Genomic DNA, 12,713 nt, shown 5'->3' with positions numbered 1-12,713 from the left:
TTTCTCGTTACCACAGAGTTAATTGCCTCCCGGTATGTTCTGCTGCTATTGGGTTGATCCAAAGGACTTCGGTTCTCGTTGCTCCGTTTTCGGCTTTGGCCACCTTTGTTTCTCGGTTCCAATGCTTCAAGCGGCTATCATACATCGGGTGTGTATATCCAGACAGCAGCACTGGGCCCGGATGAGCATCCAGCAGTTCGAGCAATTCCTCATGATCTCCGTTCGACATTTCGCACTCATAACTACTCGTTGTCCTGGTTGAAAGTAGGTAAGGCGGATCTGCATAAATGAGCACGTCCGACCTCTTATAACGTTCTATCAATTTTGCTGCAGGTTGGCATTCAATTTGAACACCTATAAGTCGTTCTGCGGCTTCGGCAATTTTTTCAGGGAATCGAACCCATTCTTTACCGGGCAGAGGTCCATTGCGCTCTATCATGCTGCGCCATCCGGTTCGGTGTGACGTTTTACCCCCCCTGCCTTGCCACAGCTTTACGACTAAGCGGCGAGCTCGTTCTAGATCATCAGAGGACTCTTCGTAAGAATCGTAATATTCTTCTCTGCTATGTGGCGTAAATCTGATTGCGTGTGCCAGCTCGTCCGGTCTATCTCGGATGACCTTGAATAGATTAACGATTCCCCCGTTTATGTCATTTACCGTCTCGAGCTGGCTGCGCTCTTTCGTGAAGAGTACCGCGCCACTGCCGAAGCAGACTTCCAAGTACGTGACGTGTGGGACAAAGTAATTAATAATCCACTCAGCCATTGACCACTTACTGCCGGGGTAGTGTAGTATGCGGGATGTCATGATATCAGCTCCAACCACTCATCGTCGGTCATAAATTTGTATTTTTCGAAATTTCCTGCTTTACGAAGGAGATATACCTTGCTCATAACGGTATGTTCAGTGCGCCCGATTGCAAACGATATTGTTCTGGGGCCATCGATTTCGTAATACTTGCACATGTAGATAATTTCATCTAGCGACATTCGAGACTTATGATTCGTATGAAAATCAGGATGATAGTTCATGCGTCCGAGCTTGTCGAACGTAATTCCGTCCATCCGATCGTTTTCATCAAGAACTTTTCTGCGTTGCTTCGTCTCTCGCAAGGCGCTCCCTCCTAACTTGGTGCTGTTCGCCACTTATTCTATTTTCCTCAGCAACCTCCGCCCATAAATCCGCGAAAGATTGCGATATTACGTGATATGCGACATTCGTATTGATCCGCGCAAGTCGCATGTCCTTGAACATTTCTCTCGAAAGGTTATCAAGGTCTTCTAGTCGTTGGCGTATGAGCCACTCGTAGCTTTCCCATACTTCTTGTGCGCTGTTGTGTACATGTCGGTTACTCATTGCCTGCCACCTTTCGCAGGAGTGATGCTATCTCTTCGCTGTGAGGGCGAAGGAATCTATCTCTCATATCGCGGAACTCATCGGCTGAATCAAAGCCTTGTTTGGGATCTATGATTGCTGAGAAAAAGAAACCGCTTGAATTAAGCTTTAGAATCATACCGTAGCAGCGTAGGGACCAAAGGATTAAGTGAATCTTACAGGCTTTAGGCTTGTCCTCTAGCAGAGGGATGTGTAGGAATAGTAGTCGCCATTGCTTGGTGTCTGGTAGGTCGGGTCTGGGGTCAATGAGTAGGTATTCCATCTCTTGCCCCCTGTCCTGTCCCTTTAAGCTCTCTGGCTAGTTCTAGCATCTTCTCTAGTTCCTCAGGAGTTACCTGAGGGGCTTGTCCATCGTCCTTTACGACAGACATCTTGGGTCTGCTATTAACTGACTTAAACGACCCGGCAGACCTCATGGGTTGCTTCCGTTCCAAGGTCATCTTGATAGCAAGGTCTTGGAATTTTTCTCTGAGCTTCGAAGCGCTGAGTATGTTCTTCTTCCAAAACTCATCCGATGTAGCCCAGTCGATTACATCTCTAATCACGTTTTCCTTGGCTTTGTCTATCTCCAGCAGCTTGCGACAATCGTCCGCCCACTTCTGTAGGTTAGATCGTTCTATCAGGTGTGAGACGCTAGAATCAGCTGCATGCACCATTATTTTGGAGTGAAGATATAAAGCTATCTGATAAGGAATCGAGTCCTCGGGATAACGCTTTGTTTCCCGAGTAGGTACTTCTTCTTTTTTTACTTTCCTTTCTTTTCTTTTACTTTCATTTACTTTCCTTTCCTTTCCTTGCATTCCATTTGCATCGTCAGAATCATGCATATGCATACCATTTGCACCGACAGGTTGATTTGACGCCTCTTTTTCCTGCGTTTTGTTCCACCTAGCGTTAGCAGCGAGCTTCCGTTTTTCAATTACTTCCTCCCTCTTCCCCATCCTTCGTATAAGTGATTCAGACCAAAATGAGTGTTCATCGGACGAAAATAAATTGAACTCGTTAATACAGTCGTTTATGAAACTACATGCTTCCTCCGGGCTATTGCATCCCATTTGCTGTGCATATGCATTCCAAATGTATTTGCCTTGGATGTCTAATTTGTACCCATTAGCCTCACGCATCATCTCTATGAGTATCCAATACCAACCATATCCAGCTGAGCCATAAACGCCGCGCATGGGGATGATTTTAGGGTCGTGCCGTGCGTTACTGTCATGCGAGAAATAATAGGCCTCTTTCAAAAGAAATCACCCCCTCCGTTTGGGAGCCTGTTCCCATCGGTCGAACGATATGGTATAATTGCGATAGAAAATTTTGTAATACGCCTGACCTCTTTGGAGCCTTAATCCAAAGAGTTTTTTTATGCCGTCTTTCGGAATACTTGGATATCCAACAATAGGAGTAGCTCAGATATCTCAGAATTAATAAGATCGATAGCGGCCGGAGTGACCGAAGGGTCTGAATAGCCCGGGAACGTACTAAGCCTCCATCTCATCACTTGAAGCTCTGATATCCGCTCTTGTATTTCTTGTCTCGGCATTCCATGACACCTCCGTCTCTAGCTCGATAAGGTGCTTGACGAGGTTGATTAACCAAGAAATCTTCTGCTCTGAAGCTTGCTGGGAAGTCCTCTGGGGCACATTGATTATTACGTGATATAAAATTTTGGGTCTACCATGTCTTTTCCACAGATAAAAATGAAGATAATTCGTGGGACCGCTATATTCAAGAGAAGCGAAAAGGCTAGCAACTTGATTCAGTTCAATCGTTAATTGGAATAACTTTACTGACAACAAGATCAGTTTCGAATCCAATAATCTCAACTCCTTCCATAATTTCTGGCGTGATTTCCGGGTCCATCAAATTACCGTAGATTTCCTCAAGAGATCCAAGATTCATTGCTAAATGAACATGCTGGACACTCTTCGATTTGAGCAGGTTATACTTCGCTTCCCTCAATAATTCAATGGCGCTAGCTATGTGACTAGTAGCACGCTGTGTGTGATTTACGCCCTGAAACAATTTCCCACCCCCTTAACCAGTTACAATCTGCACAACGTTTTGAAACAACTGTTGCATGATCGTAATGCCGTCCATGCCGCAAATAAATGCTACGAGTACCTCTTTGGCTGCTGTGGCTTCTGTCCATGCGATGACGGTATCTAGATCCAATCCTTTACGGTCGTGTTCGATCTTGCTGATGTCGCTCTGTGAGCAGTGTAATTTATGCGCTAGTTCCTCCTGGCTCCACCCCATTCGCTCTCTGCAAGCTTGTAATATCGAGCCGTATTTCACCTTGGTTCCCTCCCTTTATTCCATATTGGAATACTTTTGTCAGTGCATTGACTGTATGATTAAGTCGTACCCAACACCCCACACCCTTGATGTTGCCTGCCCTGTATGGGTGGGCTTTCCTTTTATCATCTAGGAGGCGCGTCCTGAGTTAATTCTTGCTTGCTCGGACATCCACTCATCAAGACCGGACTGGGTAAACAAATAACGACGACGTACCATTACAAATGGAACCTTCTTAGCGTGTACATCCAACATCAGGGAGTCGATAGAAACTCCGATATAAACAGCAGCTTCTTCAGCGGACATTGTAGCTCGTTTAACCTTTGTAGCTTCTGCAACTTGACGAGCTACCTCTTGGCGGATATATTCAAAAATTTGTTCGTTCATAAATGAACCTCCTCATGCTGTATTCTTTGTTTCTAAGAACTTTTTCGCATAGAAAAATGCTGGAGAAATGTTTAACCCTTTAAGGCAAATCGTTTCATAGTCATCGGTACTAATTTTTTGCTTCCCAGTCATCATGCGAGAAAACTTTTTCATATTAATACCTGAACGATCAGATACTAAAGTAAAAGTAAGTTTATTGTCCTCGATGAAGCTTCGGATACATTGATTCATATTCATTCAATCACCTCGCCAACTCTTAGTTTTTAAGAACCATAACCAAATAATACATTCTTAATTTCTAAGAGTCAACACATAATTCAATTTTTTTAAGAAATAAATTCTTAAAATCGAAGAAACGGTTAAAATGTTCTTAGGTAGCGCTTGGGAGGTTTTTCTGTGATAGCAAAAAGATTGAGGGCAGCAAGGGAGAGGAAAAATTTAACACAAGTTGATGTAAAAAAGAGGACAGGCATAAATAATAAGACTTTGAGCGGCTATGAAAACTCGGTGAGCGAACCGGACTTAGAAACTTTAATGATTCTCTCGGAGTTGTACGAAGTATCCATTGATTGGATAACAGGGAATGAAAAAAAGGAAGGAAGTGTATATGCGCTCCCTTCGAGTGAAATTGATAGAGTCATTATGGAAACTGAGTCGCATTATGGCGTTAATCTTCGAGACGATCCTGTGGTATTAGCTGCAATGAAGCAAATGATTGAGATGTTGGCGCAAGCGAAGAAGGATAAATGAATGAATCAACCTTCCGTATGTACTCAAGCGCACTAATGTTTAGTTTCGTCTTATTTATGACTGTTTTAGCGAGTATGGTTAGTTCGTCCTCCATTCGTTCATCTCCCTTATCGTGATGCAGCCGCCTTAAATATGTTAAATACATGATAGCATGTGGCTGTAAATTTGGGAACTAGTGTTCGTGTTTCGTAAAATTAATTAAATAGGGTGGCATCGATATGGGTGATGATCCCGTACGTTGCCGTATCCCCGAACACCTCCAACGAATAAAAAAGTCTCAAGAATGGCTTGCTGAAAAATCTTCTCAAAGTAAACAACAATTGTCCGACATCATAAACATGAGAGATGGAAGGGTTGTTTCTGTTAGGAAGGGACGAAAGCTTGCATTACTCTTAGGCTGCCATATTGATGACTTATACGTTTGGGCGTAGTTGGGATAGGCAGGGAGTAGTTTATAAACTGCTCTCAGCTAAAAAGTACATAATAATGTGTACTTCCCACAAAACTAAAACGCATCATTTGTATATTAAGACAATTATATAGCGTTTGCATAAATTTGTCTGTCGATAAGTGTCGCCATAAAGTGACAAGATACCACCAGCGAAATGTCACTTTTCAGGACTAAATACCTATTTTCTTCGATTCGAAATTTGTATTGTTGTTCCGTCTATAAACTCTATATAAGAACCCTTTCGTTCCTGGATCATTTTTTTAATCCTTCTTGTGTTTACGATGTTAGACTTATCCGCAGCTATGAATCCATATTGCACATATGCCCTTGTCATTTCACCGATCGTCCTTAAAGGCAACAACGCATCTGATTGTGTATGGTAAATAGGGATTTGTAAATTATGTTTTGTGGCCCTGCGAACCGTTATGTAATTAACTTCCGACAACCTAAACTCAACAATATCGGATTCCTCTCCGGTTCTTCCATCTAATTTAATGCCTATCATTTTCACAATATTCCCTCGCTGTCTTTGCATGATGTTAAGCAAATTGTACGGGCATATATCCAGAGAATCATCACGCAAAATATGACAAATAGGATTTCTTACTTAACATACATTCGAGAGGTGTGATCCATTTGGCTAAAGGGAGCTACGAAAGGCGCGGACTGTTATCATGGAGGCTCTATGCTGAATTAGGGGTTAACGCCTTAGGGGGAAGAGAAAGAGAAAAGAAAACGGTCAAAATAGAAGATCCAAACCTTATCAAAGCGTCAAAACTATTAAAAGATATCCGCAATTTAGAGGTGGCCCAAGAGTCGGATGATGTCTCTATCGTTCGAGCAGCAAAAAAACTGCAAGAACATTTAGATATGGAACTGGCGCGTTTCAAAATTGAAATAGAATCTGGAGAAACTCAAAAAAAGCCGGAGAGAATGAAGTTTAGTGAATTTTCTAAGCTATGGCGGAAAGAATATGCGCCCAGTAAATATTCGGCTCGAGCATTTAAGGGTTATACCGAGCGCTTAGACAGTCACGTTGACCCTTTCTTTGAACGTCTCTATATGAGCGAGATAACACCGCTGCACATCTTGGAGTTCAAGAACTACCTAGCAACCCCTGAGGCGCGCAAGGATGGTCGTGATATACTCTTGTCTCCTAGTTCGCAGTTATTTATCTTTAAGGTGCTCACAGCCATTCTGGGCGCTGCCGTAGACCTTAATGTAATCACAAAAGATCCATCTGAATCGATAGCAGCGCCAAAAGTACCAAAGAACAAAAAGAAAGCGAAGGATGTATATAGCGAAAAAGAAGCAATTACAGTTATGATTGCCTTGCTTCGTTACGTGCAGCTCTGGAGGTTGTATTTCTTTGCAGCTATGTTTGGAGGATACAGACGTGGCGAACTGGTTGCTTTAGAATGGGACATGGTTGATTTTTCAAAAAATAGATTCTACATATCCAGAAGTATTGCGTGGACTGAAAAAGGAAAGCCGATGGTGAGGGGTACAAAAGAAGAAAATGAAGAGTGGGTAGCGATGCCAAAATGGTTTATGCGTGACCTAGCAGATTTTTATTTATCGTGGCGCGAAGAACGCCTAAAAGTATCTAATGGTGAGTGGTATGGTGGTCAGGATGAATTTGGGAACGACAAGTACCAATATGTATTCCACAGTGGATCGGGGAAACCTTATTACCACGACACACCAACAGCTACCTGGAGACGATTTCTTAAAAGTCATGGCTTACGCCACATCAAACTTCATGGACTACGCCACACGGCTGCCACGCTACTCGCTGAGGATGGTGTGTCACTCAGTTTAATACAAGGACATCTTAGACATGACTCGAACGAAACAACCGATGAGTTTTATTCCCACTTTACAGATAAGGCGGGACGCGCCGTTGCTGACCATTTCGAAAAATTTGATCCGCAGACATTGGTGACGGTGGGGACAAATTGGGGACAAGGTTCTACAGTTTCTTCCCAGATAGCGCCATTTAACCCAAAGAGGAAGAAGCAAAAACCTATATAAATCAGGTATCCACGGCTTTGCCCCATGTTATTCCGGTGTTGAAATCGAAATTCCCAAGCTTGAGGCGAGGGTTCGATTCCCTTCACCCGCTCCATTAATATTTACTCAAACACCTTATTTGTAATAGGGTGTTTTTTGTTTTTTACACTTTTCGACAAAATCTTAAGGTATTCTTTAAACGGGAAAAATGCCCAAATCTATTCCCAATTTGTCGAAACAAATGATATATTGGGTCTAATGACCCCTAACATTGATGAAATATGGTATATATTGTAATATGCTGCGGGTCAAATATAACGAACAGGATGTGTGCTTGTGCAGATCAAGAAATCAGTTTTCGTATCAACATTATTAGCGTGTTCACTCGTATTCACGACAGTCGGAGTTACAGCATCAAATGGAATACAGAATATTACGGCAGCATTAAATAAAAATATTAAATTCGTTCTAGATGGCTCTTCTTGGCAGCCAAAAGACCCAAAAGGCAATAATTTATCAGCCCTTGTCTACAATGGCTCCACATACGTTCCACTTAAATCAGTATCCGAAGCCCTCGGTGCAGAAGTTGACTGGAACCCAAAAACGACGACTATTACAATCAATAGCGGCGGCGACCAATCCGGAATCCCTTACTTAGACGGAGATAACACATCAAATAGTTCTAACGGATCAAGCAATAGCGGTTCCAATTCTGGCAGCTCCAATTCCGGTGGCTCTAATTCCAGTGGTTCGAATAACTCTTCAAGCTCCGACAACTCGGATGATAACGCACCAGTATCCACAGGAAACTTAGGCTCATTTGACAAGCCAGTTCCATTCGGCAAAACCCTTACTTTCAATGATAGCTACTCCTATGAGTCCAATGATAAAAAAGATTTCATTAAAACATCAGTAACCTACAGCTACACGGTTACGAAAACAGAGCCAATCACGAGAGATAAAATCCAAGAATTGGGCTTCAGAAAACCAGAAGCAAACGCGGCCATTGACTATCTACTAGTTACAATTAAATTTTCTGCTAACAACGCAAAATTAGTTAAATCTTCAAATAAAGATGAATACTTAAATGTTTATTTCAAACCTTCCATCTGGGGTGTAAAAACAACTGAGAAAAGCAGTATTATCGGTGGCAATACTTCCGGATTTGATGGCTCTCTCGGTAGAGCGACTGACACTGCAACGGATTTAAGGAAATTAAAGGTTGGGGAATCTGCTAGTTTCTCCGCTTCTGGTAAATTCATCCTCCCAATTTATAAGAATGCAGAGAACTATCTCGTTATTTCTAAAGACAACAAATCGAGCAATAACTCAGATGATTACCTCACATACTTCAAGCTTAAATAATTAAAATAAACGGCAATTTTTATGCTTTCTTATGGTACAAGCATTGAGGGCTGGAGCATTATCCAGCCCTTTTTCTTTTAATAAATATATTTTGGAATTATAATCCTTGCTTATCGAAAAATAATATGTTATGCTAGTTCTCGCGTGTCTCAGTAGCTCAGCTGGATAGAGCAACGCCCTTCTAAGGCGTCGGTCGGGGGTTCGAATCCCTCCTGGGACGCCATATTTCTATAAACGAGCCCGTCAACCGTCGTAAATCGCCGCTTGGCGGTTTTTTTATTTCAAATTTAGAGAAGCTTAGGTGAGCCTATGACTACAATTAAATCTGCAACAACCCAAGATACTGCCCCTATTGCTAAACTCATTTTATTAGCTATACAGGACATTGCCTATCAGTTGACTGGCGCAACGACTGAACCCGACGTTCTCAAGCAGTTAGAAGCCTTTATCGCGGCCGATGGCAACCGTTTCAGCTCGTCATGCATACTCGTTAAACAAATCGAGGACAAGCCCGCTGGTATGATCCTATGCTACCATGGCAGCGACGCAGACCAGCTCAACGAGCCTATAATTGAGCATTTGAAGCAATTAAGTCCCAACGGTGACGCTGCCATTATCATTGACCAAGAGGCCGATAAAGACGAATACTACATTGATGCTCTAGCGGTCGATCCTGCGCACCAAGGAAAAGGCTTCGCTAAAGAGCTTATATCTGCTGCCGAGCAAAGAGCATTCGATAGATTTTACACTAAAATTGCACTTAACGTAGATAAAGATAATGAAAGCGCCCATTCCCTTTACCTGAAGCTAGGCTATGAAGCCGACAAGGAAATCACCATAGGGCATAAGCCTTTCTGGCATATGGTCAAGTGGCTGAACTCTTGATTAACAAGTAAGCCAGCCAGCACAAATAAGCTGCTATCCCTTATAAAGATGGCAGCTTATTCGTTAATTAAGGCGATCTCTAACGATTATGAGGGTTAGCCGGGCTGTTCTGTGCAGGATGAAAGGTATTGTTCTTTAAAGTTTGCTCAACGAACTCTTCCCCTTTTTTCGCCATTTGATTTCCTTTGTTTTTCTTAAATTTATCCGCCATCTCTTTTTTCACCTCCCAGGTTTGCAATTTTCTTATCTGTTACAAATTCCTTTCTAATGCCTCTGACACACCAGGGAAATCCAATATTTGGGCAGCGAATTGATTCCGTTCGTCTGCCTCCATATGGTCAGAAGAAGAGGATACTGGCTTCGTCAAATCTTCAAATGCGGAATGTAGATTATTATCAAACCAATCGATTTCATAGTCGGCATTATTGGCTATTAGTCTTACGAGTGAATAAGAACCTTTGGAACCATTACGAAAGTAAGCTAACAGCTGCGGGTCTCGATGATGATCAGTGAACACCTCCACTTCAGCAAAATATTGCCCTCCACGATCCAGCCTTCTGCGAAATTGAGCTTCTCGTACGTTCACCATTTAATGATCCAGCCTCCCCACTTTTACAAAATATCCATCGTTTCAATATGTCGCTTTGTTTCATCTGTGCCAAGCTCATAGATCATCCGATAAATATCGCTAATTAACGCATCGTATGTATCATTCTCTGGCGAGTCACTTACCGTTGGCAATCCACTGAAATGAAAAGCCTCGTCTTCATCAGCGTCCTGAGTTTCCTCGAATAGCTCCTTAAGCTTGTCCAGCTCCGCCTCATTGGCATAAATCGATAGCTCGAAGGCTGCCGCCTCCTTATCCTCCAGCACCTGTCCCGCTCCAACCGATACATAATAAGTTTTTTTCTCCGAATCATAAGCTTGAATGTTATCGTTCATTTTGTTAGCTTTCTCCCTCCGTCGGTAGTGACCGTTACTCTTTACGTATTTTCTCCCTGCGGACAAACATTTTATGCCTAATTTCGCATATCCATCTTATTGATCGGTTTTTAGGCTTAGAGGAGGGCTGAAGGCACATGTGTGGAATTACAGGATGGATAGACTGGAAAAAGGATTTGACAACTCAGGCGGATGCTATTGAGAAAATGACCGAAACACTGGAGCTCCGAGGGCCGGATGCATCAGGAACATGGCTTTCCCGGCATTGCGCCTTCGGCCACCGTAGATTGTCTGTCATGGACCCTGCTAATGGAGCACAGCCCATGGTACGACCCGCCAAAGACGCGGATAATCACGATTGCGTAATCGTGTATAACGGAGAGCTATACAATGCCCCGGAGCTTCGGAAAGAGCTAGAAGGCTTGGGCTATCGCTTCCGCACGACATGCGATACAGAAGCATTGCTTTTGTCTTACGTAGAGTGGGGACCGGGCTGTGTAGAGAAGCTGAACGGGATATTCGCCTTTGCAATCTGGCAAACAGATGAAGAAAAGCTGTTCGTAGCTCGGGATAGACTCGGGGTAAAGCCTCTGTTTTATCGCAGAGAAGAGGGTAGATTTATCTTTGGCTCGGAGCCCAAAGCGATACTGGCTCATCCAGACGTTCCGGCTGAAGTCGACGCTGAGGGGCTTGCCGAGCTGTTCGTTATTGGACCTGCTCGAACTCCTGGACACGGAATTTGGCGAAATTTTCATGAATTAAAGCCTGGACATTTCATTCAGTACGATCGGAATGGGATGAGAATATCCGCTTATTGGAAGCTAATAAGCAACGAGCATGAGGAGGATGAGGCTCAAACTGCCGACAAGGTTGGCGCTTTGCTCAAAGATACGGTCGAGAGGCAGCTTGTATCTGATGTTCCATTATGTACATTGCTATCGGGAGGCTTGGATTCCAGTGCTTTAACTGCACTAGCAGTAAACTACTACAAGCAGAACAATCAAGGAAACGTGCACACCTTCTCAGTTGATTACGTCGATAATGATAAGCATTTTAAAGCGCATGACTTTCAGCCCAATTCAGATGCACCTTGGATTAAGCGTATGACTGACCACTTATCGACAGTTCATCACCCTGTCCAATTCGATACTCCCGAGTTAGTTAACGCACTCGAAGCTGCTGTCCTTGCTAAGGATACACCGGGTATGGCTGATATTGATGCTTCTTTGTTTTTATTTAGTCGAGAAATTAAGAAGGAGGCAACCGTAGCGATCTCAGGAGAAGCTGCTGATGAAATATTCGGTGGTTATCCTTGGTTTCACCGGGAAGAAGCGCTGAAAGCAGATACTTTTCCATGGTCGTTAGCAACAGACCTGCGAGCCAGCATACTCTCTCCTGAGCTAAGGGAGAAGCTTCGTCCACACGAATACTTATCTGACAGGTATTCACAGGCTGTAGCAGAGGTTCCTGAATTACCCGGAGAGGACGAAGCACAACGCCGAATGCGCCGAATGTCCTACCTGAACATTACACGATTCATGCCTACGCTGCTTGATCGTAAAGACCGGATGAGTATGGCAGTTGGCCTTGAGGTACGAGTACCGTTCTGTGACCACAGACTTGTCGAATATGTATGGAATATTCCGTGGAACATTAAAATTGCTGGGAACCGTGAAAAGGGTATTTTACGGAAGGCTCTGGAGGGTGTTCTTCCAGAAGATGTGCTGTATCGCAAAAAAAGTCCCTATCCCAAGACCCACAACCCTAACTATTTAACTGCTGTCCGGACACAGCTATTAGAAAGGCTTGATGATCCAAGCTGCCCCCTGCTGCCTCTTATCAATGTACCTAAAATTAGAGAGCTGGCCTCAGCATCCGATACCAACTCCCACCTCCCCTGGTTCGGACAGCTCATGTCCGGCCCACAGCTATTCGCCTATTTGCTGCAAATGGATTTTTGGCTGAGGCACTATAAAGTGAAGCTTGTTTTATAAGCTGATTCGGCTAGACTATGAGACCATCTAGTAAGGCTATTCAATCCCAAAAAAGAAAACCAGTCCAAACACGAGTAAGTGTTAGACTGGTTTTTGTTTGCCGACCTCACGATACTCGTTGCTCGAATTTTTCGTACACCTCTCTCTATTCGTGCCGTTCCCCAGCCTCGTTGCTCGAATATTTCGTAAATCTCACTCTATTCGTGCCTCTCCCCAGCCTTGTTGATCGAAT

Annotated in this window: 19 protein-coding genes and 1 tRNA gene; 6 read left to right on the top strand and 14 right to left on the bottom strand. The window is 43.4% G+C overall.

Going from position 1 to position 12,713, the window contains the following annotated elements; translation table 11 throughout:
* Positions 1-7: 7 nt before the first annotated feature.
* From KCTCHS21_RS09165 to KCTCHS21_RS09120, 10 genes are all read right to left on the bottom strand, one after another.
* Entirely contained in the window at positions 8-808 is an 801-nt protein-coding gene (locus KCTCHS21_RS09165; RefSeq protein WP_408621773.1) for a DNA adenine methylase, read from the bottom strand.
* A complete protein-coding gene (locus KCTCHS21_RS09160; protein ID WP_130607002.1) occupies positions 805-1,113 on the bottom strand; it encodes a DNA-entry nuclease in 309 nt (102 codons plus the stop codon). The genes KCTCHS21_RS09165 and KCTCHS21_RS09160 overlap by 4 nt, the downstream gene beginning before the upstream one ends.
* Positions 1,079-1,357, bottom strand: a complete 279-nt coding sequence (locus KCTCHS21_RS09155; protein WP_130607000.1) for a hypothetical protein — start codon at positions 1,355-1,357, stop codon at positions 1,079-1,081. The genes KCTCHS21_RS09160 and KCTCHS21_RS09155 overlap by 35 nt, the downstream gene beginning before the upstream one ends.
* Entirely contained in the window at positions 1,350-1,658 is a 309-nt protein-coding gene (locus KCTCHS21_RS09150; RefSeq protein ID WP_130606998.1) for a hypothetical protein, read from the bottom strand. The genes KCTCHS21_RS09155 and KCTCHS21_RS09150 overlap by 8 nt, the downstream gene beginning before the upstream one ends.
* Complete coding sequence (locus KCTCHS21_RS09145; protein WP_130606996.1) at positions 1,639-2,640, bottom strand: DUF4373 domain-containing protein; 1,002 nt, start codon at positions 2,638-2,640, stop codon at positions 1,639-1,641. The genes KCTCHS21_RS09150 and KCTCHS21_RS09145 overlap by 20 nt, the downstream gene beginning before the upstream one ends.
* A 119-nt stretch (positions 2,641-2,759) precedes the next feature.
* Positions 2,760-2,939, bottom strand: a complete 180-nt coding sequence (locus KCTCHS21_RS09140; protein ID WP_130606994.1) for a hypothetical protein — start codon at positions 2,937-2,939, stop codon at positions 2,760-2,762.
* Between the two features lie 221 nt (positions 2,940-3,160).
* Positions 3,161-3,421 (bottom strand): hypothetical protein, encoded by a 261-nt coding sequence (locus KCTCHS21_RS09135; protein ID WP_130606992.1) that lies wholly within the window; start codon positions 3,419-3,421, stop codon positions 3,161-3,163.
* Positions 3,422-3,433: 12 nt separating this feature from the next.
* Positions 3,434-3,694, bottom strand: a complete 261-nt coding sequence (locus KCTCHS21_RS09130) for a helix-turn-helix domain-containing protein (protein WP_130606990.1) — start codon at positions 3,692-3,694, stop codon at positions 3,434-3,436.
* Between the two features lie 129 nt (positions 3,695-3,823).
* On the bottom strand, positions 3,824-4,081 hold the full coding sequence (locus KCTCHS21_RS09125) for an excisionase family DNA-binding protein (protein ID WP_130606988.1): 258 nt from the start codon (positions 4,079-4,081) through the stop codon (positions 3,824-3,826).
* A gap of 12 nt (positions 4,082-4,093) precedes the next feature.
* Positions 4,094-4,312: a hypothetical protein gene (locus KCTCHS21_RS09120; RefSeq protein ID WP_130606986.1), complete on the bottom strand. Its 219-nt coding sequence runs from the start codon at positions 4,310-4,312 to the stop codon at positions 4,094-4,096.
* A gap of 165 nt (positions 4,313-4,477) precedes the next feature.
* Here KCTCHS21_RS09120 and KCTCHS21_RS09115 point away from each other — a divergent pair, with 165 nt between their 5' ends.
* Complete coding sequence (locus KCTCHS21_RS09115; RefSeq protein WP_179952667.1) at positions 4,478-4,831, top strand: helix-turn-helix domain-containing protein; 354 nt, start codon at positions 4,478-4,480, stop codon at positions 4,829-4,831.
* A gap of 629 nt (positions 4,832-5,460) precedes the next feature.
* Here the strand turns inward: KCTCHS21_RS09115 and KCTCHS21_RS09110 are convergent.
* Positions 5,461-5,787, bottom strand: a complete 327-nt coding sequence (locus tag KCTCHS21_RS09110; RefSeq protein WP_232058227.1) for a LytTR family transcriptional regulator DNA-binding domain-containing protein — start codon at positions 5,785-5,787, stop codon at positions 5,461-5,463.
* A gap of 131 nt (positions 5,788-5,918) precedes the next feature.
* Here KCTCHS21_RS09110 and KCTCHS21_RS09105 point away from each other — a divergent pair, with 131 nt between their 5' ends.
* The 4 genes from KCTCHS21_RS09105 to KCTCHS21_RS09090 all read left to right on the top strand — a co-directional run bounded on the left by KCTCHS21_RS09105 (position 5,919) and on the right by KCTCHS21_RS09090 (position 9,545).
* Complete coding sequence (locus tag KCTCHS21_RS09105; RefSeq protein ID WP_130606980.1) at positions 5,919-7,316, top strand: tyrosine-type recombinase/integrase; 1,398 nt, start codon at positions 5,919-5,921, stop codon at positions 7,314-7,316.
* A gap of 315 nt (positions 7,317-7,631) precedes the next feature.
* Positions 7,632-8,660: a stalk domain-containing protein gene (locus KCTCHS21_RS09100; RefSeq protein ID WP_162309298.1), complete on the top strand. Its 1,029-nt coding sequence runs from the start codon at positions 7,632-7,634 to the stop codon at positions 8,658-8,660.
* 146 nt (positions 8,661-8,806) lie between these two features.
* A tRNA-Arg gene (locus tag KCTCHS21_RS09095) sits at positions 8,807-8,883 on the top strand.
* Between the two features lie 86 nt (positions 8,884-8,969).
* On the top strand, positions 8,970-9,545 hold the full coding sequence (locus KCTCHS21_RS09090; protein ID WP_130606976.1) for a GNAT family N-acetyltransferase: 576 nt from the start codon (positions 8,970-8,972) through the stop codon (positions 9,543-9,545).
* A 79-nt stretch (positions 9,546-9,624) separates the two neighbouring features.
* Here the strand turns inward: KCTCHS21_RS09090 and KCTCHS21_RS31925 are convergent, their stop codons facing one another.
* Genes KCTCHS21_RS31925 through KCTCHS21_RS09080 form a run of 3 tightly spaced genes read right to left on the bottom strand, consistent with a single transcriptional unit; the run spans position 9,625 to position 10,487 of the window.
* Positions 9,625-9,756 (bottom strand): hypothetical protein, encoded by a 132-nt coding sequence (locus KCTCHS21_RS31925; protein WP_269472748.1) that lies wholly within the window; start codon positions 9,754-9,756, stop codon positions 9,625-9,627.
* A gap of 39 nt (positions 9,757-9,795) precedes the next feature.
* Positions 9,796-10,134 carry a hypothetical protein gene (locus KCTCHS21_RS09085; protein ID WP_130606974.1) on the bottom strand — a complete coding sequence of 113 codons (339 nt, stop codon included), beginning with the start codon at positions 10,132-10,134 and terminating at the stop codon, positions 9,796-9,798.
* A gap of 23 nt (positions 10,135-10,157) precedes the next feature.
* Positions 10,158-10,487, bottom strand: coding sequence for a hypothetical protein (locus KCTCHS21_RS09080; RefSeq protein ID WP_130606972.1), 330 nt, complete (start codon positions 10,485-10,487; stop codon positions 10,158-10,160).
* Positions 10,488-10,624: 137 nt separating this feature from the next.
* On the opposite strand from KCTCHS21_RS09080, the gene asnB reads away from it, so the two are divergent.
* A complete protein-coding gene (asnB, locus tag KCTCHS21_RS09075; protein WP_130606970.1) occupies positions 10,625-12,481 on the top strand; it encodes an asparagine synthase (glutamine-hydrolyzing) in 1,857 nt (618 codons plus the stop codon).
* Positions 12,482-12,713 lie beyond the last annotated feature (232 nt).

This window comes from Cohnella abietis (assembly GCF_004295585.1).
Lineage (GTDB): Bacteria > Bacillota > Bacilli > Paenibacillales > Paenibacillaceae > Cohnella > Cohnella abietis.
This window is presented reverse-complemented; position numbering and strand designations above follow the sequence as displayed.